The sequence below is a fragment of the Modestobacter sp. Leaf380 genome (genome assembly GCF_001424485.1).
Taxonomy (GTDB): Bacteria; Actinomycetota; Actinomycetes; order Mycobacteriales; family Geodermatophilaceae; genus Klenkia.
Map to the genome: position 1 here is coordinate 344,806 of NZ_LMQC01000001.1, position 24,320 is coordinate 369,125.

Sequence of the window (24,320 nt, forward strand, 5' to 3'; positions counted from 1 at the left end):
CCACAGATCATCACGTTTGGTTGCGTTTGGTGTATTCAGTCGTGTTCAGTGCTGTTCATGACGACGACGAGGTGGTGGGCGTGACGGTGCGCCGGTGGGCGTCGACGACGCTGGCGATGGCCCTCGTGGGAGCGGGGTTGCTGACCCTCGCCCCGGACCTCGAGCTGGTCCGGGCCGCGGTCGCCGGCCCGCAGGCACTGGCCGACAGCCGCGGGCCGGACAGCCTGGTCGTGCTGCTGGCCTGGGCGCTCGCCGCGCTGACGTGGGCCTGGGGTGTGCTCGGTCTGCTCCTGACCGGCCTGGGGACACTGCCCGGCGTCGCCGGTCAGGTGGCCCGGGTCGCCGCGGTCGCGGTGGTGCCGGCGACCCTGCGGCGCGCGGCTGCCGTCGCGGTCGGGCTCTCGCTGGTCGCCGGCCCCGCGGCCGCGGCGACGGGCCCGGCGGCAGCGTCCGCCACCGTCACCGTCACTGCCGCCTCCACCGAGCAGGCGGCGCCCGCGGCCGGGGCCCCCGACTGGCCGGGGACGGCACCGGCGACCGAGCAGGCACCGGCCGTCGACCCCACCCCGGGACCCGGCTCGGACCCCGTCCCCGACTGGCCCGACGCCCACCCTCCCGGGGCGCACGTGGTGGTGCGCGGGGACACCCTCTGGCACCTCGCCTCCGACTGGCTGGTCGACCGGCACCCGGGATCGCCGCCGTCCCCCGCGGCGGTCGCCGCGGCCGTGCACACCTGGTGGCAGACCAACGCCGACGTCATCGGTGCCGACCCCGACCTGCTGCTGCCGGGCCAGGTCCTGCTGCCCCCGGCAGCGCCGTGACACCGCCACCGGTCACGGCCGCAGCGCCCGCACCTCCCCCGCCGACGGCCCGAACAGCTCGGCCCACGCCCACCCCGCACACCCGAGGAGCCCGACCGTGAGCGCACCGCTGCCCCTCCCCCCGACCGACGGCCCGCACACCCCCGCCCGGGCCGCCGCCCCGGTCGCCCCCGCTCCGGCAGACACCACCCCGGACGCGACCCCGGACTGCTGGGGCACGAGCGCCTCCGACCGGCCGAGCCGGGCGACCCGCCCGCACGGGGTGCACCTGCGACTGGTGCGCACGCCGGGCCCGCCGCTGGACACCCGGCCCGTCACCCGGCTGACCCTGCCCGGGGTGCCGTCACCGAGGCCCGCGCCCGTCCCCGGCCCACGCCCGGCGCTGGACCTGCCCGAGCCCGAGGAGTTCGGCCCCGTCGCCTCGCGGCGCAGCGACCTGCCCGACCCCGCGGTCGCCGGCCGCCGCCTGGTCACCACGACCCTGGAGGCCTTCACCGGGCGCCGCTCGTTCACCCAGTTGCACTCGGCCTTCACCCTGCCGGTCTTCGCCGCGGTCAGCCGCGGACGCCGGCCCCGGTGGTGCACCGAGGGCACCGGCCCGCTGCTGGTCAGCTCGGTGCGGGTGACCGAGCCGGTCGACGGGGTCGCCGAGGTGACCGCGGTGGCCCGTCGCAACGGGCGGGCGCACGCCGTCGCGGCGCGGATGGAGGGCATCGACGGCCGGTGGCGCTGCACCGCCCTGCAGGTCGGCTGACCAGGGCCTGGACCCGGCCACGACCCCGGACACGACCCCGGACACGACGACGCCCTCCCGACCGCAGGTGGTCGGGAGGGCATCGTCACGAGACGGGCTCGGTCGGGCTCAGCCGGCCTGACCGTGGCACTGCTTGAACTTCTTGCCCGACCCGCACGGGCAGGGTGCGTTGCGGGCCGGCGCCTTGGTCCCGGTGACCGTCGCGGTCTTGGCGGCCTTCGCCGCCCCGGACGTGGTCGGCGAGGCGTCCAGCGAGGGGGCCGAGTAGCTCAGCTGGGTCTCCGGGCGCTCGTCGAGGCCCTTCACCGCCAGCTCGGGCCCAGTGCCGGAGGACGCCGTCGCCGGCGCGGGGGTGTCGGCGGCGGGTGCAGCGGCCGGGGTCGACCGGCGGGCCTTGGCGGCCGGGGCCGCCCCGTCGGTCACCGACCCGCTGCCGGTGACCGGGACCGTCGGGGTGGCCGCCGGGGCCGCGGGCGCAGCTGCGGCGGCGGCTGCCGCGGCCTGACGGGCCAGGACCCGCTCGTTGCCGGCCTGGGCCCGCGCCAGCGCCTCGGCCTCGGCGGTGTCCTGCTTGGCCTTCGCCTCGGCCTCCTGCTGCTCCTTGGTCTTCACCTCGAGGTTGAAGAGGAACCCGACGGACTCCTCCTTGATCCCGTCGAGCATGGCGTTGAACATGTCGTAGCCCTCGCGCTGGTACTCCACGACCGGGTCGCGGTTGGCCATCGCGCGCAGGTGGATCCCGGCCCGCAGGTAGTCCATCTCGTAGAGGTGCTCACGCCACTTGCGGTCCAGCACGCTCAGCAGCACCCGGCGCTCGAGCTCGCGGGTGACGTCACTGCCCAGCGTCTCCTCGCGGGCCTCGTACCGGGCCTGCACGTCGGCCAGCAGCTCCCGCTTGAGGACGTCGGCGGTGAGTGCGGACTGGTCGCCCTCGGCGTGGTCGTCGAGCAGCTCCTGCTGGGTCAGGCCCACCGGGTACAGCGCCTTGAGCCCGGTCCACAGCTGTTCCAGGTCCCAGTCCTCGGCGTAGCCGGCCTCGGTGGCGCCGTCGACGTAGGCGGCGACGACGTCGTCGAGCATCGACTCGATCTGCTCGTGCAGGTCCTCCCCGTCCAGGACCTTGCGGCGCTCGTCGTAGATGACGGTGCGCTGGCGGTTGAGGACCTCGTCGTACTTGAGGACGTCCTTGCGGGTCTCGAAGTTCTGCTGCTCGACCTGGGTCTGCGCCGACCGGATCGCCCGGCTGACCATCTTGGACTCGATCGGCTGGTCCTCGGGGACCCGCAGGGTGTTCATCATCGACTCGAGCATCGGGCCGTTGAACCGGCGCATCAGGTCGTCGCCCAGCGACAGGTAGAACCGGGACTCGCCCGGGTCGCCCTGTCGACCGGACCGGCCGCGCAGCTGGTTGTCGATGCGGCGGCTCTCGTGCCGCTCGGTGCCCAGCACGTACAGCCCGCCCGCGGCGACGACGTCCTCGTGCTCCTTGGCGACCTGGGCCTTGGCGTCGGAGAGGGCCTCGTCCCAGGCGGCCTCGTACTCGTCGGGGGTGTCGGTGGGGGTGAGCCCACGGGCCCGCAGCGCGTCGTCGGCGATGACCTCGGCGTTGCCGCCGAGCTGGATGTCGGTGCCACGGCCGGCCATGTTGGTGGCCACGGTGACCGCGGCCAGGCGACCGGCCTGGGCCACGATCGAGGCCTCCCGGGCGTGGTTCTTGGCGTTGAGGACCTCGTGCGGGATGCCGCGCTTGAGCAGCAGCTTGGACACGACCTCGGACTTCTCCACCGACGCGGTGCCCACCAGCACGGGCTGGCCTGCCTCCACGCGCTCGGCGATGTCGTCGACGACCGCGTCGAACTTGGCCTTCTCGGTCTTGTAGATGACGTCGGAGCGGTCCTCGCGGACCATCGGGCGGTTCGTCGGGATCGGCACGACACCCACGCCGTAGGTCTGGTTGAGCTCCGCGGCCTCGGTCTGGGCGGTGCCCGTCATCCCCGAGAGCTTCTCGTAGAGCCGGAAGTAGTTCTGCAGCGTGATCGTGGCGAGGGTCTGGTTCTCGTCCTTGATCGCGACCTTCTCCTTGGCCTCGATCGCCTGGTGCATGCCCTCGTTGTAGCGGCGTCCGGCCAGCACCCGGCCGGTGAACTCGTCGACGATGAGGACCTCGCCGTTGGTGACGATGTACTCGTGGTCCTTGTGGAAGAGCTCCTTGGCCTTGAGCGCGTTGTTCAGGTAACCGATGAGCGGGGTGTTGACCGCCTCGTAGAGGTTGTCGATGCCGAGCTGGTCCTCGACGAACTCGACGCCCTCCTCGGTGACGGCGACCGTGCGCTTGGCCGCCTCCACCTCGTAGTGCCGGTCCTTCTTCATCAGCGGCACCATGCGGGCGAACTCGCCGTACCACTTGGCCGACTGCTCGGCCGGGCCGCTGATGATCAGCGGGGTGCGCGCCTCGTCGATGAGGATCGAGTCGACCTCGTCGACGATCGCGTAGTGGTGGCCGCGCTGGACCAGGTCGCCCCGGCTCCAGGCCATGTTGTCGCGCAGGTAGTCGAAGCCGAACTCGTTGTTCGTGCCGTGGGTGATGTCGGCGGCGTACTGCTCACGGCGCACGTCGGGCTTCTGGCCGGACACGATGGTGCCCACCGACAGCCCGAGGAAGCGCTGGACCCGGCCCATCCACTCGGCGTCGCGCTTGGCGAGGTAGTCGTTGGTGGTGATGACGTGCACGCCGTCACCGGTCAGGGCGTTGAGGTAGGCCGGCAGCACACCGGTCAGGGTCTTGCCCTCACCGGTCTTCATCTCCGGGATGTTGCCCAGGTGCAGCGCCGCACCGCCCATCAGCTGGACCCGGTAGTGCCGCTGACCCAGCGTGCGACCGGCGCCCTCGCGGACGACGGCGAACGCCTCGGGCAGCATCGAGTCCAGCGACTCGCCGTCGGCGTACCGCTCCTTGAACTCGTCGGTCTTGGCCCGCAGCTGCGCGTCGGTCAGGTCGACGACGTCGGGCTCGAGGGACTCGACCGCATCGGCGATCTTGGACAACCGCCGGACGAGCTTGCCCTCACCGGCACGCAGGATCTTCGAGAACACCACGTCGTCCAATGTAGTGCCGCCCCGCCACCGACCCCGGCCGCCGAGACGGGACGGCGACCGCCGGGTCGCCCGGTCGCCCGGTCAGCGCAGGACGAGCGTCCCGGCCCCCGGGTCCAGGACGACCTCGCGGCTGCCGCGGCGCACCCCGTCGAGCACCGTGTCCACCAGGGCCCGCTGGTCGTACCCGGCCGGCAGCCGCGGCGGGGTCCCGGCCAGGGCCCGGTCGACGAGACCGGTGTCCACGTGCGGGGGCTTGACGTCCAGCACGGCGACCTTGCGGGACCGCAGCTCCCGGCGCAGCACCGAGGCCCAGGCCGACAGCGCCGCCTTGGAGGCGGAGTACTCGGCCATCTGCAGGGTCGGCGCGTCGGCGACGATCGCGGACAGCAACACCACCGCGCCGCCGTCGGCCAGCCGGGGCAGAGCGGCCCGGACCAGGCTCATCGGGCCCAGCGTGTTGACCGCGAAGAGCTCCTCGACGACGGCGTCGTCGGCGTCGGCCGCGGGACCGAAGGCCACCACCCCGCTGGCCACGACGACGACGTCCAGCCCGCCCAGCGCCTGGACCGCCGCGGCGAGGGCCGCCCGGCCGGACTCCACGTCGACGGCGTCCACCGGCTGGGTGGGCACGCCCCCGAGCTCCTCGGCCAGCGCGGCCAGCCGTTGCCGATCGCGCCCGGCCAGGGCCACCCGGGCACCGGCCGCGGCCATCCCCCGGGCCAGCGCACCACCCAGCACCCCGGTCGCCCCGACCACCCACACGCGCGCACCCTGGAGTTCCACGGGACGATCCTGCCCCGCCCGCGCCGTCCCCGCCCACCGGCGCTTGCGCAGGCCGGGGAGGCGACGCCGGCGCCCCGTAGCCTGCAGCGGTGGCCCTGGACCTCTCCGACGACCTGCGCACCTTCTTCACCGAGCGGCACCTGGCGACGCTGACGACGCTGCGGGCCGACGGCACCCCGCACGTGGTGCCTGTCGGGGTCACCTTCGACATCGACGCCGGCACCGCCCGGGTCATCACCTCGGGCACCTCGGTCAAGGCCGGCCACGTCCGTGCCGGCGCCGGCACGGCGCGGGTGGCGGTCTGCCAGGTCGACGGCCGCCGCTGGACCACCCTGGAGGGCGTCGCCACCCTCCGGGACGACGAGGCCTCCGTCGCCGACGCGGTCGCCCGGTACGCCGCCCGCTACCGGCAGCCGCGGGTCAACCCGGCCCGGGTCGTGCTGGAGATCGCCGTGGACCGGGTGCTGGGCAACGTCTGAACGCGCCGCGGGCCGCCCTCCCGGCGTGGGAGGACGGCCCGCAGCTCCCCCTCAGGCGTTCGCGGTCTCCCGGACGGCGTCCTCGACGCGCCCGGCCGCCGGCTCACCGAGCCGGATCAGGCCGTAGTCGTAGGCGTGCCGGCGGTAGACGACCGTCGGGACGCCGGTGTCGGCACAGGCGAAGAGGAAGAAGTCGTGCCCGACGAGCTCCATCTCGTGCAGCGCCTGGTCCACCGTCATCGGGGTGGCCGGGTGCTGCTTCTCCCGGACGACGCGTCCGGGCAGGTGCTCGTCGAGGTCGGTCCGGTGCTGCCCCTCGGCCAGCTGCTGGTCCAGGGCGACCGCGGCGACGGCGTCGATGCGCGCGGCGCTGCCGTCGAGCCGGACGCTGGCCGGGGTGCGGCGCCCGTGGTGGACCCGCCGCCGGTCGGCGGCCCGTCGGAGCCGGTTCTCCAGCTTGGTGACGGCAGCGTCCAGGGCGGACTGGAAGTCCGCCGAGCAGGCCTCGGCACGCACGACGGGGCCCTTGCCCCGCAGGGTGATCTCCACGCGCTGGCAGTTCGCGGACTGGCGTGGGTTCTTCTCGTGGAGCAGTTCCACGTCGAAGCGCTCGATCTTGGCGTCGAAGCGCTCCAGCTGGCCGACCTTGTCCTCGACGTGCTGCCGGAAGTGCTCGGGCACCTCGACGTTGCGACCTCGGACGACGATCTCCATGTGACCTCCCGAACTCGGGTGTGATCGATCCGACGCTAGCCCCGGACGGGCCGGTCCGACAGTCCTGACCCACCCCTCCTGGGTGTCCTCACAGGTCACGGACGGTGAACACGCCGGGGCCGGGGTCCGTCGGGACGGCGCGTCGGCCCAGCGGGGTGGCCGCCACGACCGCGCCCACCACCGGCGCGTCCCGGGCGTGGCGGTGGCCGGCCAGCACCCCGGCGGCGACCGTGAGGGTCGCCCCGGTGGTGACGACGTCGTCCACCAGGACGAGCAGGGCGGGCCGCACCCCGTCCCGCCCCGGCCCGTACCGCCGCCCCCGCGCGACCGGGACGACGCTGCCGGCCAGGTTGGCCCGCCGCTCGTCCGCCGACAGCCCGGCCGAGTCCCGCACCCGGCCGCGCCGGGCGAGCAGCGGGGCGGCCGCGACCGGCAGTCCGGCATCGCGCAGCTCGCGCACGGCGGCCGCGGTCAGCTCACCGACGTGGTCGCGGCCCCGCTCACGGAGGGCGGCCCGGGTGCTGGGCACCGGCACCAGCAGCACCGGGCGGCCCGGGCCGGGGCGCACGCCGCCCGGTCCGTCGCGGGCCGCGCGCAGGACCGCGGACACCGCCAGGGCCAGCGCGGTGCCCAGCGGCGCGGCCAGATCGGCCTGTCCGCGTTCCTTGAAGGCGTTGACGACCGGGCGCACCGACCCGGCGTACCCGCCGGCGGCGACGGTGGGCGGGAACCCGGTCGGGTGGCGCCGCGGCTGGGCCGGGCGGGGGTCGGCCAGCAGCGCCGCGCACCGCGGACAGAGCACCCGCCCCGGCCGGCCGCACCCGGCGCACGCCCGGGGCAGCACCAGGTCGGCCAGCGGGGCCACCAGCCCGGTGCCCACCCGTCCCCACCACGTCACCCGGTCATGCTGCCCCGCCCCTCGCCGCGCCGGCGGCCGCACGGCCGGGTCGGGGACACCGCCACCCGGTGTGGACAGCGGACCGCGCCCACGGCTCAGAGCGGGTAGAAGGGCGCGCCTCCGGGCAGCGGTTCCGCACCGCGGACCAGCGTGCTCCAGGTGCCACCGGCGAGCTGCCAGAGCGTGCCGCCGGCCACCACCAGGGGGAGCCGGCTGGGCGCCGCGGCGACCGCGGTGGGCTGGGCGGGGAGACCCGAGGTGGTCACCGCCGTCACACCCCAGCCGTCCACCCCGACGGCGTAGGGCACCGTGCTCTCGGCGCCGGCGTCCCCGGCCAGCACCAGCAGCGCCGCGGAGTTCCGCCAGGCCACGTCCACGACCTGGGACAGCGAGGGGGCCACCGCCCGCAGGTCCCGGACGGCGACCTGGTCGTCGCTGCGCACCACCGTGCCCACGAGCACCTGGCCGCCGTCGGGCCCGTCCACGACCAGCGCGGCCCGGACACCGTCGGGTGAGAGCTGGAACTCCCGCGCCGCCCCCTGCCCGGCCAGCGTGGTCGCGCTCACCGTCTGCGGCGCACCGGACGCCGGGACCCGGATCACCTCCGTGCCGTCGCGCACGGTCCACACCTCGGGCCGGGTGGCCGCCGTGGTGGGGTCGGTGAGCGTGCCGGCGGTGAGCAGCGGGGCCAGCTCGCCGCCGTAGGGACCCAGCAGCAGGGTCGCACCACCCGCCGAGGCCGACACCCCGGCCAGGGACCCCAGCTGGTTGGTGGTCGGGTCCGCGGTCGCCGCGGCCGACCGCAGGGCGTAGACGCCCGTCCCTGCCGGTCCCGGCACGGGCTCCCCCGAGGTCACGGTGCGCAGCGCGCCGGCGTCCACGTAGTGCCCGACCGACCCCACCGGGACGGCGTCGGGGTCCAGCGCGGCCCAGTCGTCCACGGACTGCACGTCCGGGACGCCGGGGACCCGCAGCTGCTGGCCGTCGACGAGGACCCGCACCGCACGGACGTCGTCGAGCTGGTCCAGCGACCAGACCAGCTGCGCGCACAGCGCACTGGGGTCGTCGACGACGTCGGGCGGCAGCCCGGTCAGGTCGACGACGGCCACCTGGCGCTGCACGTCGACGTTGCTGCGCAGCTCGGACCCGGCCAACGGGTTGACCACGCCGGCCGCGACCGGCGTCGACGCCCCGGTGAGGAGCCGGTCGACCAGGGCGGTGGGCTGCGCCTCGCCGTCGACCAGGAAGCGCGGGTCGGGCACCACCCGGGTGCCGGTGGGGTCCAGGAAGTAGGCGCTGACCTGGTCGTAGGTGCGGGCGAAGTCGGGTTCCAGGAGCACCAGGCCGTCCGGCGGGTCGGTGATCCGCCACTCCCCCCGCTCCTGCGTGAGGGCCATGCTGCGGGTGTACGCCTGGCCGGTGCCCACGGTGAAGACGCCCTGGGTGTCCACGGCACCGACCAGCTCGGCGGTCACCTCCACGGTGCTCGCGTCGGTGGCCACCGGCGCGTAGTCCGCGCTGATCACCGTGACGCCCTCGGTGTCGCTCCACCGGTCCGCCGCCTGGGCGGTGAGGAACTGGCGGGCCACCGGGTGGTTGCGGGTGGTGCTCGCCATCGCGTCGACGAAGCCCCGCACGACCTCCTCCGGACTGGCACCGACCTCCGGCGGCAGCGCCTCGACACCGACGTCGGCCGGGGGGTCGGCGATCTGGGTGATCTCGACCGTCGGGGAGCTGGTCGGCACGGTGGTGCAACCGGCCAGTACCGCCGTCAGCACCGCGGCCAGGAGCCCGGCGCGGCCCCGCCTCACCGGGTGCCGCCGGGTCGACGGACGACGGCCGGCCGCAGCGGCAGGGGCGAACCGGTGAGCTCGGTGCCGGCGGTCAGCGGCACGGTGAGGCGGAACTGCGCGCCCTGGTCGGGCTGGCCCCAGACCTGCAGCCACCCGCCGTGCAGCCGGGCGTCCTCCAGGCTGATCGACAGGCCCAGCCCGGAGCCGCCCACGGTGCGCACCCGGGCCGGGTCGGCCCGCCAGAACCGGTCGAACACGTGCTGGGCGGCCTCGGAGGTCAGCCCGATCCCGTGGTCCCGGACGGTCACCGCGGCGGCCGTGCGGTTCGCGGCCAGGGTCATCTCCACCGGGCGTCCGGCACCGTGCTCGATGGCGTTGCCCACCAGGTTGCGCAGCACCCGCTGCACCCGGCGGGCGTCGACGTCGGCGATCACGGGGCGGGCCGGGGTGGCGACCTCGAGCCGGCACCCGTGACGCTGCGCCAGCGCGGACATGCCGTCGGCCACCCGGTGCAGCAGCGGACCCAGGTCGGTCGGCTCGGCCTCCAGGACCGCGGCCCCGGCGTCGTACCGGCTGATCTCCAGCAGGTCCGACAGCAGGAGCTCGAACCGGTTGACCTCGGCGTAGAGCAGCTCGGCCGAACGGGCGACGTGCGGGTCGAAGTCCGCCCGGGACTCGTGCAGCACCTCTGCGGCCATCTGCACCGTCGTCAGCGGGGTGCGCAGCTCGTGCGAGACGTCGGAGGTGAAGCGCTGCTGCAGCTGGGAGAGGCCCTCGAGCTGGACGATCTGCTTCTGCAGGCTGTCGGCCATCGCGTTGAAGCTGCTGGCCAGCCGGGCGAGGTCGTCCTCGCCGCTGACCGCCAGCCGCTCCTCCAGCCGCCCCTCGGCCAGCCGCTGGGCGCCCCGGGCGGCGCGCCGCACCGGGTCGACGACCAGCCGGGTGACCAGCACGCCGATGCCGACGACGAAGAGCGTGAGGGCGATGCCGCTGATGACCACGGTGCTGCGGACCAGGGACAGCGTCTCCTGCTCCTGGTCCAGCGGGAAGGCGTAGTAGAGGTCGACCTGCTCACCGCCCTGCCCGTCGATGGGCACCGGGGCACCGATCAGCAGGGTGGGGACCTGCTCCTGCGAGCCGTTGGGCACCAGGGCGTACCGGTAGACCTGGGTGCCGTCGTCCACGGCGTCCACCAGGTCGGCGGGCAGCGCCGAGTACAGGAACGGTCGACTGGCCGCCGGGCGCGGGGTGTCCCCGGCTCGGTAGACCAGCACCGTGTCGAAGTTTCCGGCCTCCCCGTTGCGGCTCTGCAGCTCCCGGACCGTCCGGTCCAGGGTGGAGCGCACGCTGGCGGCGTCGCCGGTGACGATGCCCGCCACCTGGGACTGGGCGTAGGAGACCCCGGCCTGGGCCTGGTCGACGGCGGCGTCCCGCTTCACCCGGAGCAGCTGGTCGCTGATCTGGTTGAACAGCACCACGCTGACGATGACCACGACCACGCCGGCGACGGCCATGGTGATGGCCCCGATGCGCAGCTGCAGCGAGGAGCGCCAGGCGTGCCAGGCGACGGCCGACCACCGACGCACGACCCGCTGGGCACGACGGCGTCCCCGCAGCACGCGCCGCTGCACCCCGCGACGCAGCCGGCGGAGCTCGCTGCGCCGACGGACCGGGCGGGCCGCCGGCGGCGGGGACGGCGGCGCCGGCGGTCGGGCGGTGGACGCGCTCACGCCCGGGGGCGTCCCGGCCCGGTCACGGCGGGCCGGCCTTGTAGCCGACGCCGCGCACCGTCAGCACCACCTCGGGGCGCTCGGGGTCGCGCTCGACCTTGGCGCGCAGCCGCTGCACGTGCACGTTGACCAGCCGGGTGTCCGCGGCGTGCCGGTAGCCCCACACCTGCTCCAGCAGCAGCTCGCGGGTGAAGACCTGCCGGGGCTTGCGGGCCAGGGCGACCAGCAGGTCGAACTCCAGCGGGGTCAGCGCGATCGGCTCGCCGGCCCGGGACACCTGGTGCGCCGGGACGTCGATGGAGACGTCGCCGATCACCAGGTTCTCGGCCTGCCCGGTCTCCCCCCGCCGCAGCTGGGAGCGCACCCGGGCGACCAGCTCGACGGGCTTGAAGGGCTTGGTCACGTAGTCGTCGGCGCCGGCCTCCAGGCCCTGGACGACGTCGATGGTGTCGCCCTTGGCGGTGAGCATGATGATCGGGACGCTGGACTGGGTGCGGATGTCCGCGCAGATCTGCAGCCCGTTGCGCCCCGGGAGCATGAGGTCCAGCAGCACCAGGTCGGGGCGGACCTGCTGGAACGTCGCGACCGCCCGGGCGCCGTCGGAGACGAAGGCGGGCTCGTAGCCCTCGCGCCGCAGCACGATGCCGAGCATCTCGGCCAGCGCGGCGTCGTCGTCGACGACGAGCACGCGGCCGCGGGAGGAACCGGACAGCGGAGCGGAAGGCGGCACGCCCCCCATTGTGCGTGAACCGGTCCCAGACGGACCGCACCCTCCAGGGTCGTGCCCCTGGAGGGTGCGGTCGTGACTGGCTGGAACGGCCTGCTCGCAGGGTCCCGGACCGCGCGGAGCGTGGTGCGGGGGGCGAGCAGGTCCTGTCTCAGTAGCGGTAGTGGTCGCTCTTGTACGGGCCCTCGACCGGGACGCCGAGGTAGTCGGCCTGCACCTTGGACAGCTCGGTGAGCTTGACGCCGAGGGCGTCCAGGTGGAGGCGGGCGACCTTCTCGTCGAGGTGCTTGGGCAGCACGGTGACGCCGGGGGTCTGGCCCTCGTAGGCGGCGCGGTTGCCCCACAGCTCGATCTGGGCGAGCACCTGGTTGGTGAAGGAGTTGCTCATCACGAAGCTGGGGTGCCCGGTGGCGTTGCCCAGGTTCAGCAGCCGGCCCTCGGAGAGCACGATGATCGTGTGGCCGTCGGCGAACCGCCACTCGTCGACCTGCGGCTTGATGTTGGTCTTCACGACGCCGGGGATCTTGGCCAGGCCGGCCATGTCGATCTCGTTGTCGAAGTGACCGATGTTGCCGATGATCGCCTGGTGCTTGGTGGCGGCCAGCTGCTCGGCGGAGATGATGTCCTTGTTGCCGGTCGTCGTGATGATGATGTCGGCGGTGCCGATCACGTCGTCCAGCGTGGTGACCTGGTAGCCCTCCATGGCGGCCTGCAGGGCACAGATCGGGTCGATCTCGGTGACGATGACCCGGGCGCCCTGGCCGCGGAGGGCCTCGGCGCTGCCCTTGCCGACGTCGCCGAAGCCGCAGACGACGGCGACCTTGCCGCCGATCATGACGTCGGTGGCGCGGTTGATGCCGTCGATGAGGGAGTGGCGACAGCCGTAGAGGTTGTCGAACTTGCTCTTGGTGACCGAGTCGTTGACGTTGATCGCCGGGAAGAGCAGGCGGCCGTCGCGGGCGAGCTCGTAGAGCCGCAGCACGCCGGTGGTGGTCTCCTCGGTGACGCCCTTGATCTCCTGGCCGATGCGGGTCCAGTACTGCTCGTCGGCCGCGATGGTGTCGCGCAGCACCTGCAGGACGACCGAGAACTCCTCGCTGTCGGACTCGGTGGTGTCGGGCACCGCGCCGTCCGCGGCGAACCGGGTGCCGAGGTGGACCAGCATGGTGGCGTCGCCGCCGTCGTCCAGGATCATGTTCGGGCCGATGACGGTGCCGGCCTCGTCACGGAACTCGAACAGGCGCTGGGTGCACCACCAGTACTCCTCCAGCGACTCGCCCTTCCAGGCGAAGACGGGGGTGCCGGAGGGGGCGTCGACGGTGCCCTCGGGGCCGACGGCGATGGCCGCGGCGGCGTGGTCCTGGGTGGAGAAGATGTTGCAGGAGACCCAGCGGACGTCGGCGCCCAGCGCGGTCAGCGTCTCGATGAGGACGGCGGTCTGCACGGTCATGTGCAGCGAGCCGGCGATGCGGGCACCGGTGAGGGGCTTGTCGTCACCGAACTCGGCGCGCAGCGCCATCAGGCCCGGCATCTCGTGCTCGGCGAGGGAGATCTCCTTGCGGCCGAAGCCGGCGAGGGAGAGGTCGGCGACCTTGAAGTCGTCGGCGGTCAGTACGCGTGCGCCTGTAGAGGCGGTCATGTCGCTCCAGAGTGTCCCGGCCGCGCCAGAGGGGCTGCGGCAGCGTCGGATCTGTTCGTGAGCGAGCATGCCGAGGCTTCGGCGGGGCTCGTGCCGTGGTCCAGGGTACGGGTTGGAGCCCTCGACGTCTCGCGTGTCGGGGGTTCGTCACACCCCCGACCGCGGGTTCACGTCGCGCGCAGGCCCGTCGTCGCGCGGTAGAGGACGGCCGGCCCCTGCGCAGTCAGCGGGGCACCGGCCGGGACGAAGGCCGACTCGCCCTGGTCCAGTACGAGTTCGCCGTCGTCGGTGCCGAGCACCGCCCGGCCCTCGGTGCAGAGCAGGACCTGCGGGCCCGAGGTGCGCAGGCTGCCCGGGTCCGCGCCCAGCTCGCAGCGGGTCAGGTCGAAGTCCTCGACCGGCACCGGGTACCGCAGGCCACCGGGCCCCAGGACGGGACGGATGACCGGCACCCGGCCGTCGGTGAAGTCCAGCACCTCGACGAGGGCGGCCAGGTCCACGTGCTTGCCGGTCAGACCGCCGCGCAGCACGTTGTCCGAGCTGGCCATCACCTCGACGCCTGCCCCGGACAGGTAGGCGTGCAGGTTGCCGGCGGGCAGGAAGACGGCCTCACCGGGGGCGATCGTCAGGTGGTTGCACAGCAGCGAGATGACCACCCCGATGTCACCGGGGTAGGTCGTCGCCAGGCTGGCGGCCCAGCGGTAGGTGTTGATGAACTCCGGGTCGTGCGCGGCCACGAAGGTGGCGGCCCGCTCGGCGACGGCGCTCACCAGGGACTGCCTGCGCCGTGCGGACAACGCCAGCAGTTGCGGGACCGCGACCTGCAGCCCACCGCGGGCCAGTGCGGCGATGGTGGGCTTGAGCTCGGGCAGCTGCAGCTTGGCCAGGCAGTGCAGCGACTCCTCGACCGGCCGGAAGCCGCACAGGGCCTCGACCGGGGTGATCGCGAGCAGGATCTCCGGCTTGTGGAAGGGGTCCTTGAAGGTGCGGGTCGGGTCGTCCTGCGGGACCCCGGCAGCCTCCTCGGCGGCGTACCCGACCTGCGCCTGAGCCGTCGTGGGGTGCGCCTGCAGGGACAGCGGGCTGTCCGCGGCGAGGACCTTCATCAGGAACGGGAGGCGGTCACCGAAGTGCTGACGAACCGCACCGCCGAGGAGGCGGTCGGGTTCCTCGGCGATGGCCGCGTCCAGGGCTCGCCCGTCTGCCAGCACACTGGGGGCATCGGGGTGCGCCCCCATCCACAGCTCCGCATGCGGCTCAGCCGCGGGCGAGGCCTCCCCCAGGAGCTCGGGGATCACGGTGCGACTGCCCCACGGGTAGTGCCGGATGGTGTTCGTCAGCTGCCACATCGTGGGGCAGGTTACCGGGGCGAGGGTCATCCCCCTGTCGTCGACGCACCGGTCCCCGGTGTCGAGTGCTCCGCGCGCCGGATGTCGGGCTCCAGGTAGATCACCCTCGCCATCGGGACGGCTGCCCGGATGCGGGCCTCGGCCTCGTCGATGGCGCGGGCGACCGCGGCGGCGGTGTCGTCGTGCCGCACGGCGATCTTCGCGCCCACCAGCAGCTCCTCGGGGCCCAGGTGCTGGGTCTCCATGTGGACGACCGAGAGCACGCTGCCCGAGCCCTCGAGGGCGGCGACGATCTGCCGCTGCACGTCCGGGGTGGCGGACTCGCCGAGCAGCAGGCTCTTGGTCTCCACGGCCAGGATCGCGGCGACCACGATGAGCAGCAGGCCGATGGCCACGGTGCCCAGCCCGTCGTAGACCCCGTTCCCGGTGACCACCGACAGCCCGACACCCAGCAGCGCGAGGACCAGGCCGGTCAGCGCAGCGGTGTCCTCCAGCAGGACCACGGGCAGCTCGGGTGCCCGGGCGTGCCGGATGAAGGCCCAGTAGGACTCCCCCGGCTTGCGCACGGCATCGGTCTCCTTGCGCGCGGTCCGCAGCGAGAAGGACTCCAGCACGATGGCCACCAGGAGCACGCCGAAGGCCCACCCCGGGCTGGTCAGCTCCTCGGGCTCGAGCAGCTTGTGCACACCCTCGTAGACGGCGAAGACGCCGCCGACGCTGAAGAGCACGATCGCGACCAGGAAGCCGTACACGTAGCGGTCGCGGCCGAAGCCGAACGGGTGCTGCGGCGTGGGGGCGCGTCGGGACGTGCGGCCACCGATCAACAGCAGCACCTGGTTGCCCGAGTCCGCGACGGAGTGGATCGCCTCGGCCAGCATCGAGGAGGCGCCGGTGACCAGGAAGGCGACGAACTTGGCGATCGCGATGCCCAGGTTGGCCGCCAGGGCGGCGATGATCGCCCGGGTGCCACCGTGTGCACCGGCGTCAGCCGCAGCGCCCTGGGTGTCGGGCGCGGGCTCGGCCGGGGTGCTCACGAGCGCTGGGTGTCCAGGGCCAGCGCGAGGTAAACGGCGCTGAAGTCGGCCACCGCGAGCTGGCGCGCCACCCGGGCCAGACGCGGCTCGGAGTCGTGCCCCCCGGGCTCGCCCAGTGCGCTGACGGGCACGTTGCGGTCGGTGGCCAGGCGCAACACCTGGCGCATCGCGTCCGCGGCGTTGGAGGGCTCCCGCTCCGCCCGGCCGTCGTGGTCGGCCTGGGCGTCGCGCAGGGTGATCAGGCGCAGGCGACGCCCCTCGTCGTCGGTCCGGTCCCGGAAGAAGTCGTCGGAGTCCCCGGCCGCCAGCGGCCCACCGACCACGGCGCACGCGGCGACCCGCTGGTCGGGCAGGCGGTAGTGACTGGCAGGGAGGCCGGCCAGGGTGGCCAGCTGATCGGCGACCCTGGTGGCGGCGGCCCCGGCCAGGGGGCCCTCGGCAGCGATGACGGGCAGCGCGTCGAGCAGTTCCAGGGCCAGGGTCTTCGCCGGGTTGACGAAGGACTCCCGGGCCGGCCCGCAGGCGGCGGCGACCTCGTCGAGCGCGGCGGCGACGACGTCGGTGTCGGCCGCGCCGGGGGCCAGCAGCCCCAGGTCGGTGGCCAGGCGCAGCATCGGTGTCAGCAGAGACCAGAGCGTGGCGTGCCGCACCCGCGTGTCGGGGAGTGCCACGTAGGGGGAACGCGCGGCCGCACACGCAGCGTGCAACGGAGCGCCCTCCGCCCCGATCCCGACGACGGCGACGCCCCGCCGGGCCGCCTCGTAGGCAGGGGTCACGGCGTACCGGCCGGCGCCGGTCCTGGTGGCCACGACGGCCACGTCGGAGGCGCCCATCCACACCGGCAGGTCCGGGCCGGGGACGACGTCCACGGTCACCGGGCTCGAGGGCCCCAGCAGCGCCCGCAGCACGGACGCCGCCACCGCACCCTCACGCCGGGCCACGACGACCAGACCCCGCGGCCGCCCGGCACCGGTCACCCGACCCAGGCCGGCCTCCTCGGTGAGCCGCGCGGTCTCCCGGACCTGCGCACCGGCACCGGCCACGGCCGGGAGCAGGCCGTGGGGGTCCCGGGCCCGCAGCAGCTCCGGGTCGTCGAGGACCTCCTCGGCCAGCTCGGGGGAGGTCATGCCGACCGGCGTCGTGCCTCGTCGAGCAGCAGCACCGGGATGCCGTCCCGCACCGGGAAGGCCCGGTCGCAGGTGCTGCACAACAGCTCGGCAGCCGTGGGGTCCAGGGTGAGCGGGCTGTGGTGGGTGTCGGGGCAGGCCAGGATCGCCAGCAGCGCCGGGTCGATGCCCAGGGTCTCGGGGTGGGTCGTTCCGGTCATGCGCGCACCAGCTCCAGGACGTGGTCGCGGATCTCGGTCATCCGAGCTCCGTCAGGGGCCTCGACGTTGAGTCGCAGCAGGGGTTCGGTGTTGCTGGCCCGCAGGTTGAACCAGGCCCCGTCGGGGAGCTGGACCGTGAGGCCGTCCAGCTCGTCGAAGGCGACCCGCTCGTCGGTGCCGTAGGCCGCTCGCACGGCGGCGACCCGGTCGGCGGCGTCGGCCACGGTGGAGTTGATCTCCCCGGAGGCCACGTAGCGGCTGTAGTCGGCGGTCAGCTCCGAGAGGGTGCCCGGCTGCTCGCCGAGGGCCGCGAGCACGTGCATCGCGGCCAGCATGCCGGTGTCGGCGCGCCAGAAGTCACGGAAGTAGTAGTGCGCGGAGTGCTCGCCACCGAAGACCGCGTCGGTGCGGGCCATCTCGGCCTTGATGAAGCTGTGGCCCACCCGGGTGCGCACCGGGTCCCCGCCGTGCTCCCGGACGATCTCGGGCACGGCCGCCGAGGTGATCAGGTTGTGGATGATCGTCGTGCCGACCCCGCGGCGGAGCTCACGGACGGCGACCAGGGCGGTGACCGCCGAGGGGCTGACCGGCTCGCCGCGCTCGTCGACGAGGAAGACCCGGTCGGCGTCGCCGTCGAAGGCCAGCCCGACGTCGGCGCCGTGCTCGACCACGGCGCGCTGCAGGTCGACGAGGTTGGCAGGGTCCAGCGGGTTGGCCTCGTGGTTGGGGAAGGAGCCGTCGAGCTCGAAGTACATCGGGACGACGTCCAGGGGCAGACCGGAGAGCACCACCGGCACGGTGTGCCCGCCCATCCCGTTGCCGGCGTCGACGACGACCTTGAGCGCGCGGATGGCCGAGAGGTCGACCAGACCGCGCAGGTACTCGGAGTACTCGCTGAGCACGTCTCGCGAGGAGACGCTGCCCACGACGCCGGGGTCACGGTCGAAGACCGACTCACCCTCGAGCAGCCGCTCGCTCCAGTCCCTGATCTCGGCGAGACCCGAGTCCTGACCGATCGGTGCTGCACCGGCTCGGCACATCTTGATGCCGTTGTACTGCGCCGGGTTGTGGCTGGCCGTGAACATCGCCCCGGGCAGGTCCAGGCTGCCGGCGGCGAAGTAGAGCATGTCCGTGGAGCCCAGCCCGGCCTCGACGACGTCGACCCCGCGGCTGAGCACGCCCTCGGCGAAGGCTCGCGAGAGCGGCACAGAGGTCTCGCGCATGTCGTGGGCGGTGACCACGGCCGACGCACCGGTCTCGGCGTGGACGAACTCGGCGAACGCCGCGCCGATCGCCCGGGCGACGGACTCGTCCCACTGGTCGGGGACGACTCCCCGCACGTCGTAGGCCTTGATGAGCGACGACAGGTCCGGCACGCTGATCCACCTCGGGTCCGTTGGAGCCACCCCATGACGAGGTGGCCCGACGACCCTATCGGCGCCGTCGCCGCCGTGCTGCAGCCACGGACCACGCGACGTGTGACCCCGGCGGGATCCTCAGGGCAGGTTGGGCAGCACCCGCAGGTGCCCCCGCTGCCGGCCGGAGCCGTTGTCGACCGGCTCCGCGTCGGACTCCTCCGGGCGGGCCGCCTCACGCACCGCGTCGGCCAGCGCCAGCAGGTCGTCCCCGGTCGGACCGGCGTCGTCGACCTCGACCTCGTGCCGGACGACGTCCCAGCCCCGGGGCACGGTCAGCCGCTCGGCGTGGAACTCGCACAGGTCGTAGCTGTGCGGCTCCGAGTAGGTCGCCAACGGTCCGACGACGGCCGTGGACTCTGCGTAGACGTAGGTCAGGGTGGCCGCCGCCGGTTGCGCGCAGCCGCTGCGCGAGCAGCGACGTGACTGCCTCACCACCGGTTCCTCACGGCTCGCACACTAACCGCGCCACGCGCCGAGCGTCAGCAGGCACACCGGACCGCTCGTGCCGCGGCGGCCCGGACGTAGGCTCGCCCCGCCATGGACCGTCCTCCCGCCCGCGCCCGCCGCGACCGCCACGGTCGCGGTCTCCGCGGCCGCCTCGTCCCGCCCGGCGTCCCGTTGTCCCGCAGCCGGGCCGAGCAGTTCGACGATCTCGTCCTGGACGCCGTCGAGGACCTGGAGCGGCGCTGGGAGCGCGAGCTGGCCGGTGTGGAGTTCGCCGTCGAGGACGTGCCGTGGGTCGACCACAGCAGTCCCGACGAGGTCGTCCTGGACGCCGACGTCCTCGACGACGGCAGCGTGCCGCTGGCCCGGGTCCTGCCGGGACGGCGCGAGGGCAGCACCGAGCACCCGCCGCGGATCGTCGTCTACCGCCGCCCGCTGGAGATCCGCGCCCACGACCGGGACGACCTCGCCGACCTGGTGCGGGACGTGGTCGTGGACCAGGTGGCGGTACTGCTGGGCCGGGACCCGGAGGAGATCGACCCCACGGGCTGACCGGCGCCGACCGCGCACGGACGGGTGACATGCTGCGAGGTGATGGACGCGCAGCGAGCACCGGCCCCCCTCGGACGACGACGCGGACCCCTGGTCGGTGGGGGCGTCGTCGTCGGCGTGCTGCTGGTGGTGCTCGTCGCGCTGGCCGTGACCACGGCCTCGCCGGGCCTGTGGGTGGCCGCACTGCTGGTGGCCGCGCTGGGGCTCGGGGGCGCGGCGGTGTTGCTGGCCAGCACCCCCCCGGCGGCACCGGTCCCGGGCCCGGCCCCCGCTGAGGACACCGCGACCGGGAGCCCCGAGCGCCCGGCGGCGGCGGTCCGGGAGGTCGACGACCTGCAGGCCTTCTTCGACGCGCCCCCCGGTTCGCCCACCGTCCTCCCTCCCGCAACGCCTCCCACAGCGCCTCCCGCGCCGATCCCGACGCCGACCCCGGCCCCGGCCCCGGCCCTGGCTGCCGCGCCGGTCACCCGGCCGGCTCCCCACCCCCCCCGCCGACCGGTCGCCGCCCTCGCGACGGCAGCGGTGGCCCTCGTCGTCGCGGCCGGCACGCTGGCGGTGCTGACCGACCACGGTGGCCGGCGCGACGACCGGGGCCGGGACGAGGGCCGCCCCGCAGCGGCGGCCACGACCCGGACTGTGCCGACGACCGCGTCCTCGACACCGACCACCACGCGCGCACCGCTCACCGCCGCGGCGGCCGGTGACCTGGCCTCGACCAGCGTCGACCCCGGCCGGGACGGTTTCACCGCCCGGGCCGCGTTCGAGGGCATCGTGCTGGAGCCCCGCGCAGTGGGCGCGACCGTCAGCTACCCGCGTCTGGACGTCAGCAGCGACGGCACCACGGGGGTCGCCCACCTGGAGCTCACGACCTGGAACTGCATCACCGCCACTCCCCCGGTGGACCCGGCGGCGGCCGGCTGCACGGCGTCGCTCACCGAGTACGCCGACCTGCCCACCCCCGCGCTGGAGCTGCGCGAGGTGGCGGGCGAGTTCGAGCTCAGCGGTGACTTCGAGACCTACACCCGACCCAACGGGTCCTCGCCGGTGTACACCGGGCGCAGCTACCCCATCACCGTGGAGGCCGGACCCGACGGCCGCGCGGAGGACGGGACGGCGCCGCTGGTGGGCGACCTGGAGCTGGGCACGTCGACCGCCGTTACGACGGCCGACCGGACGGCGAACACGGTCACCGCCGGCGGCTGAGTCCCGCCGAGGAGGCGGTCAGCGACACCAGGGGCCGCCCCGGGGCCTCATCGAGCCCGCCGACCTCCGTCCAGCCCCACCAGGGACGGCGGCCGTCGGGCCCCAGGAGGGTGAGCAGGCCGGCCACGACCCGGTCGCCGTCGCGGACGACGGCGTGCTCCAGGAGCCCGATGGCCGCGTGCGTCCTGACCAGCGCCCGCAGCACCGGCCGGGACCCGCCCGCGGGACGGTGGTCGAGGAAGTCCGGCAACCACTGCTCCAGGGCAGCCGCGTCGCAGGACCGCTGGACCTCACCGACGTCGTCCAGTTCGTCACGCAGGGCCCGGCTGCGGACGGTGGCGAAGGAGGCCCCGGTCCCCAGCCGGGCGGCGAGGGCGGCCGCGGTGGGGTCGCCGAGGGGCAGTCCGGTCAACGCCAGCCGCCAGGGACCGCGGATCGTCGCCACCTCGGCCACCACGGCTGCGGCCAGCTGCCCTGCCGTGTCGGGGTCCGCCGCCAGCAGCCGCCGGGGCGGCCCGCCAGGGGGCGGTGGGGCGGTGCCGTCCCCGAGCAGCCGGACCTCGGTGGTCGCCCCGCGGCGCCGCAACGACAGCAGGGCCGCCCCGGAGGGACGGCCCTGGTGGTGCGCCTCGACGACGACCGCGCGCAGCTGGGGCCGGACGAGACCGACCCGCGTGGCGTTCACCGCAGCAGTGAGCCACGGTCCCCGGGCGGTGGCCGGGGCGGAGAGCTGGGACATCAGCGGAGCGGCGGCGCGGATCTCCCGCACCACGCGTGCTCGCCCGACGGCGACCCTGCTGGACACACCCGGAGTCGACCACACGCCGTCGGGCTGCCTGCAGGACCCCGGGGCGCACGCAGCGTGACCGACGGGGCAGGCAGGCCGTCTCAGACGGCGCGGCGGCGCAACCGGCGGCGCTCACGCTCGGACAGGCCGCCCCAGATGCCGAAGCGCTCGTCCTTGCCCAGGGCGTACTCCAGGCACTCGAGCTTGACCTCGCACCCGGTGCAGATCTTCTTGGCCTCGCGGGTCGATCCGCCCTTCTCCGGGAAGAACGCCTCGGGGTCGGTCTCGGCGCACAGGGCGCGCTCCTGCCAGCCCTGCTCGTCCTCCTCCAGACCGGCGGACCAGTCCAGTGCCGACAGCCCGGCCGTGCCCTGACCGAAGCCCGACCCGGAGGTCGGCGCCGCCTGGACACCGTGCTGCTGCTTGTACTCGCTCAACCACGACACCTCTGCCATGACGATGCGTCCCCTCTCGCCTTCGTCACGGTGCGTTACTTTCCGGGCCGATCCCGGGGTGCTGCACCTGGTGACAACGAGGGAATTACACGCGTGTCGTTGTGCTGGGGTCAAGTCGGTCCGGTGTAACGCGGAGTACCACGAGTCACAGGCGTCACGGAGGGTCTCGACAGGGTCACTAAAGCCCAGGACACGCCGCACCCCTGCACAACTTCTGCCGTCGGTACCCCGGGAGTTGGTGCAGATCATTCCCGCCAGAATCCGGTGGGGACCACGGGTCTTGCCATCGGGCACCATGGTGTGCATGCGGATCGTGGTGGTGGCCGGCGGCGTCGGCGGGGCGCGCTTCCTCCGCGGCGTCCTCGCCGCGGAGCCCGGTGCCGAGGTCACCGCCGTGGTCAACACCGGCGACGACGTCACGATGCACGGCCTGCGGGTCTGTCCCGACCTGGACACCGTGATGTACACGCTCGGTGACGGGATCGACCCCGGCCGGGGCTGGGGCCGGCGCGACGAGACCTGGACCGTGAAGAGCGAACTCGCCGCTTACGGGGCCGAGCCGACCTGGTTCGGACTCGGTGACCGCGACCTCGCGACGCACCTCGTGCGCACCCGGATGCTCGACGCCGGTTACCCCCTGTCGCAGGTGACCGCGGCCCTCGCCGAGCGGTGGCAGCCCGGGGTGACCCTGCTGCCGATGTCCGACCAGCGGGTGGAGACCCACGTCGTGGTCACCGACCCCGACACGGGACGCCCGCAGGCCATCCACTTCCAGGAGTGGTGGGTCCGCCACCGCGCCGCCCTCGACGCCTCGGCCTTCGTGCAGGTGGGCGTCGACGAGGCCCGCCCCGCGCCGGGCGTCCTGGAGGCCTTCGCCGCCGCGGACGCCGTCCTGCTCGCCCCGTCCAACCCCGTCGTGTCCGTGGGCACCGTGCTGGGGGTGCCCGGCCTGCGGGAGGGGCTGCTCGCCTCCCCCGCGCGCGTCGTCGGGCTCTCGCCGATCGTGGGCGGCGACGTCGTCCGCGGGATGGCCGACCGCTGCCTGCCCGTCGTGGGGGTCGAGGTCAGCGCCGAGGGCGTCGGCCGGCACTACGGCTCCCGGGCGGACGGCGGCCTGCTCGACGCGTGGCTGGTGCACGAGACCGACCGCGCCGACGTGCCCGGTGTCGACGTCCGCGCGGTCCCGCTGCTCATGGACTCCCCCGAGGCGACCGCGGCCATGGCCCGGGCTGCGCTCGACGCGGCCGGTGTCTGAGCCCAACGGTGTCTGAGCCCACCGGCATCCGGGTCCTCCCGGTCCACGGGCTGCCCGAGTTCGCACCCGGCGACGACCTGGCCGGTGCGCTGGCCACGGCCGCGCCCTGGCTGGCCGACGGGGACGTCGTCGTCGTCACCTCCAAGGTCGTCTCCAAGGTCGAGGGCGCGCTCGTCCGGGTGCCGCCGGGCGCGGACCGGGAGGCGGTCCGCCAGGCGGCCATCGACGAGCAGACCGTGCGGGTCGTCGCCCGGCGGGGACCGCTGAAGATCGTGGAGACCCGGCAGGGCTGGGTCGTGGCAGCGGCCGGCATCGACGCCTCCAACGTGGCCACCGACCTGCTCGTGCTGCTGCCCGCCGACGCCGACGCCTCGGCCCGGGCGCTGCGGGCGGCCCTGCGGGAGCGGCTGGGCGTGACCGTGGGGGTCGTCGTCAGCGACACCTTCGGCCGCACCTGGCGGGACGGTCTCACCGACGTCGCCGTCGGCTCGGCCGGGCTCCCCGCACTGGTCGACCACCGGGGTGCGGTCGACGCGTACGGCAACCGGCTGGAGACCACCCAGGTCGCCCTGGTCGACGAGCTGGCCTCGGCGGCGGACCTGGTGAAGGGCAAGCTCGCCGGGGTGCCGGTGGCGGTCGTCCGCGGTCTCGACGTCGCCGAGCCGGCTCACGACGACGGGACCCGGCCGCTGGTGCGCCTGGGCCCCGGCGACCTCTTCGCGTACGGCACGCGCGACCTGGTGGCCTCCCGGGTGCCCGCTCCCGACCTGGTCCCCCGCGACGGCGCGACGCAGGCCGTCGCGACCGCCTTCCGCGTCGCCTCGGCGGCGCTGCCGGAGTTCCCGGTCGTCTTCTCCTACGGCGGCGCGGACGACGGCGTAATCGACGTGCACCTCACCGACACGGTGACGACGACGACCGCGCTGTCCCTGGGCGCCCTGGTGGGGGCCGCCCTCGTGCACCTGCAGGCGGAGGGCTGGGCCACCCGGTGGGAGCCGGTGGGGTCGCCGGGCGGCTCGTCGCTGGTGGGCCGGCTCTGGCTGGGGTCCCGAGCGGGCTGAG

The 24,320-nt window shown here is 74.4% G+C and carries 23 protein-coding genes; 7 read left to right on the forward strand and 16 right to left on the reverse strand.

Features of this window, described 5'->3' with window-relative positions; all coding sequences use genetic code 11:
• Positions 1-29 precede the first annotated feature (29 nt).
• Both ASG41_RS01615 and ASG41_RS01620 read left to right on the forward strand, forming a co-directional pair.
• Complete coding sequence (locus ASG41_RS01615; RefSeq protein ID WP_235564344.1) at positions 30-821, forward strand: hypothetical protein; 792 nt, start codon at positions 30-32, stop codon at positions 819-821.
• 97 nt (positions 822-918) lie between these two features.
• Entirely contained in the window at positions 919-1,575 is a 657-nt protein-coding gene (locus ASG41_RS01620; protein ID WP_235564346.1) for an Rv3235 family protein, read from the forward strand.
• 108 nt (positions 1,576-1,683) lie between these two features.
• Here ASG41_RS01620 and secA read toward each other — a convergent pair whose 3' ends face one another.
• Together secA and ASG41_RS01630 are read right to left on the reverse strand one after the other, a co-directional pair.
• Positions 1,684-4,671 (reverse strand): preprotein translocase subunit SecA, encoded by a 2,988-nt coding sequence (gene secA / locus ASG41_RS01625; protein WP_056288749.1) that lies wholly within the window; start codon positions 4,669-4,671, stop codon positions 1,684-1,686.
• A gap of 81 nt (positions 4,672-4,752) precedes the next feature.
• Positions 4,753-5,454: an SDR family oxidoreductase gene (locus ASG41_RS01630; protein WP_056288752.1), complete on the reverse strand. Its 702-nt coding sequence runs from the start codon at positions 5,452-5,454 to the stop codon at positions 4,753-4,755.
• An 89-nt stretch (positions 5,455-5,543) separates the two neighbouring features.
• Here ASG41_RS01630 and ASG41_RS01635 point away from each other — a divergent pair, with 89 nt between their 5' ends.
• Entirely contained in the window at positions 5,544-5,933 is a 390-nt protein-coding gene (locus ASG41_RS01635; RefSeq protein ID WP_056288754.1) for a pyridoxamine 5'-phosphate oxidase family protein, read from the forward strand.
• Positions 5,934-5,984: 51 nt separating this feature from the next.
• Here ASG41_RS01635 and hpf read toward each other — a convergent pair whose 3' ends face one another.
• The 12 genes from hpf to ASG41_RS01695 form a co-directional block, all read right to left on the reverse strand.
• On the reverse strand, positions 5,985-6,647 hold the full coding sequence (gene hpf, locus ASG41_RS01640) for a ribosome hibernation-promoting factor, HPF/YfiA family (protein ID WP_056288756.1): 663 nt from the start codon (positions 6,645-6,647) through the stop codon (positions 5,985-5,987).
• An 88-nt stretch (positions 6,648-6,735) separates the two neighbouring features.
• The gene (locus ASG41_RS01645) at positions 6,736-7,545 is read right to left on the reverse strand and encodes a ComF family protein (protein WP_157518897.1); all 810 of its coding nucleotides are present in this window, start codon (positions 7,543-7,545) and stop codon (positions 6,736-6,738) included.
• Between the two features lie 95 nt (positions 7,546-7,640).
• Entirely contained in the window at positions 7,641-9,356 is a 1,716-nt protein-coding gene (locus tag ASG41_RS01650; protein WP_056288763.1) for an LpqB family beta-propeller domain-containing protein, read from the reverse strand.
• On the reverse strand, positions 9,353-11,068 hold the full coding sequence (gene mtrB, locus ASG41_RS01655; protein ID WP_056288766.1) for an MtrAB system histidine kinase MtrB: 1,716 nt from the start codon (positions 11,066-11,068) through the stop codon (positions 9,353-9,355). The genes ASG41_RS01650 and mtrB overlap by 4 nt, the downstream gene beginning before the upstream one ends.
• A 22-nt stretch (positions 11,069-11,090) precedes the next feature.
• A complete protein-coding gene (gene mtrA, locus ASG41_RS01660; RefSeq protein WP_369799957.1) occupies positions 11,091-11,798 on the reverse strand; it encodes an MtrAB system response regulator MtrA in 708 nt (235 codons plus the stop codon).
• A 148-nt stretch (positions 11,799-11,946) separates the two neighbouring features.
• Positions 11,947-13,434, reverse strand: a complete 1,488-nt coding sequence (gene ahcY / locus ASG41_RS01665; RefSeq protein WP_056288771.1) for an adenosylhomocysteinase — start codon at positions 13,432-13,434, stop codon at positions 11,947-11,949.
• Positions 13,435-13,601: 167 nt separating this feature from the next.
• Complete coding sequence (manA, locus tag ASG41_RS01670; protein WP_056288774.1) at positions 13,602-14,783, reverse strand: mannose-6-phosphate isomerase, class I; 1,182 nt, start codon at positions 14,781-14,783, stop codon at positions 13,602-13,604.
• Between the two features lie 26 nt (positions 14,784-14,809).
• The gene (locus ASG41_RS01675; protein WP_056288778.1) at positions 14,810-15,817 is read right to left on the reverse strand and encodes a cation diffusion facilitator family transporter; all 1,008 of its coding nucleotides are present in this window, start codon (positions 15,815-15,817) and stop codon (positions 14,810-14,812) included.
• The gene (locus ASG41_RS01680; RefSeq protein ID WP_056288781.1) at positions 15,814-16,944 is read right to left on the reverse strand and encodes an SIS domain-containing protein; all 1,131 of its coding nucleotides are present in this window, start codon (positions 16,942-16,944) and stop codon (positions 15,814-15,816) included. The genes ASG41_RS01675 and ASG41_RS01680 overlap by 4 nt, the downstream gene beginning before the upstream one ends.
• Positions 16,941-17,111: a Trm112 family protein gene (locus ASG41_RS01685; RefSeq protein ID WP_369799970.1), complete on the reverse strand. Its 171-nt coding sequence runs from the start codon at positions 17,109-17,111 to the stop codon at positions 16,941-16,943. Before ASG41_RS01685 ends, ASG41_RS01680 begins: the two co-directional genes overlap by 4 nt.
• Positions 17,112-17,140: 29 nt before the next feature.
• Positions 17,141-18,520, reverse strand: coding sequence for a phosphomannomutase/phosphoglucomutase (locus ASG41_RS01690; RefSeq protein ID WP_056288785.1), 1,380 nt, complete (start codon positions 18,518-18,520; stop codon positions 17,141-17,143).
• Positions 18,521-18,640: 120 nt separating this feature from the next.
• On the reverse strand, positions 18,641-18,994 hold the full coding sequence (locus ASG41_RS01695; RefSeq protein WP_056288788.1) for a DUF3499 domain-containing protein: 354 nt from the start codon (positions 18,992-18,994) through the stop codon (positions 18,641-18,643).
• Positions 18,995-19,099: 105 nt separating this feature from the next.
• Here ASG41_RS01695 and ASG41_RS01700 point away from each other — a divergent pair, with 105 nt between their 5' ends.
• Positions 19,100-19,558 carry a metallopeptidase family protein gene (locus ASG41_RS01700; protein WP_056288791.1) on the forward strand — a complete coding sequence of 153 codons (459 nt, stop codon included), beginning with the start codon at positions 19,100-19,102 and terminating at the stop codon, positions 19,556-19,558.
• Between the two features lie 42 nt (positions 19,559-19,600).
• Positions 19,601-20,761, forward strand: a complete 1,161-nt coding sequence (locus ASG41_RS01705; protein WP_056288793.1) for a hypothetical protein — start codon at positions 19,601-19,603, stop codon at positions 20,759-20,761.
• Here ASG41_RS01705 and ASG41_RS01710 read toward each other — a convergent pair.
• The gene (locus ASG41_RS01710; protein ID WP_235564348.1) at positions 20,745-21,533 is read right to left on the reverse strand and encodes a GNAT family N-acetyltransferase; all 789 of its coding nucleotides are present in this window, start codon (positions 21,531-21,533) and stop codon (positions 20,745-20,747) included. The genes ASG41_RS01705 and ASG41_RS01710 overlap by 17 nt on opposite strands.
• A 116-nt stretch (positions 21,534-21,649) precedes the next feature.
• Positions 21,650-21,907, reverse strand: a complete 258-nt coding sequence (locus ASG41_RS01715) for a WhiB family transcriptional regulator (RefSeq protein ID WP_200938699.1) — start codon at positions 21,905-21,907, stop codon at positions 21,650-21,652.
• 400 nt (positions 21,908-22,307) lie between these two features.
• On the opposite strand from ASG41_RS01715, the gene cofD reads away from it, so the two are divergent.
• Both cofD and ASG41_RS01725 read left to right on the forward strand, forming a co-directional pair.
• Positions 22,308-23,258, forward strand: coding sequence for a 2-phospho-L-lactate transferase (gene cofD, locus ASG41_RS01720; RefSeq protein WP_056288801.1), 951 nt, complete (start codon positions 22,308-22,310; stop codon positions 23,256-23,258).
• A gap of 8 nt (positions 23,259-23,266) precedes the next feature.
• Positions 23,267-24,319: a coenzyme F420-0:L-glutamate ligase gene (locus tag ASG41_RS01725; RefSeq protein WP_056288804.1), complete on the forward strand. Its 1,053-nt coding sequence runs from the start codon at positions 23,267-23,269 to the stop codon at positions 24,317-24,319.
• Position 24,320 lies beyond the last annotated feature (1 nt).

What these genes read in the sequence shown, in the direction of transcription:
- hpf (WP_056288756.1), bottom strand. Translation starts at nt 6,647, where the DNA reads ATGGAGATCGTCGTCCGAGGTCGCAACGTCGAGGTGCCCGAGCACTTC.
- ahcY (WP_056288771.1), bottom strand. Translation starts at nt 13,434, where the DNA reads ATGACCGCCTCTACAGGCGCACGCGTACTGACCGCCGACGACTTCAAG.
- manA (WP_056288774.1), bottom strand. Translation starts at nt 14,783, where the DNA reads ATGTGGCAGCTGACGAACACCATCCGGCACTACCCGTGGGGCAGTCGC.
- ASG41_RS01680 (WP_056288781.1), bottom strand. Translation starts at nt 16,944, where the DNA reads ATGACCTCCCCCGAGCTGGCCGAGGAGGTCCTCGACGACCCGGAGCTG.
- ASG41_RS01700 (WP_056288791.1), top strand. Translation starts at nt 19,100, where the DNA reads ATGGACCGTCCTCCCGCCCGCGCCCGCCGCGACCGCCACGGTCGCGGT.
- ASG41_RS01705 (WP_056288793.1), top strand. Translation starts at nt 19,601, where the DNA reads ATGGACGCGCAGCGAGCACCGGCCCCCCTCGGACGACGACGCGGACCC.
- cofD (WP_056288801.1), top strand. Translation starts at nt 22,308, where the DNA reads ATGCGGATCGTGGTGGTGGCCGGCGGCGTCGGCGGGGCGCGCTTCCTC.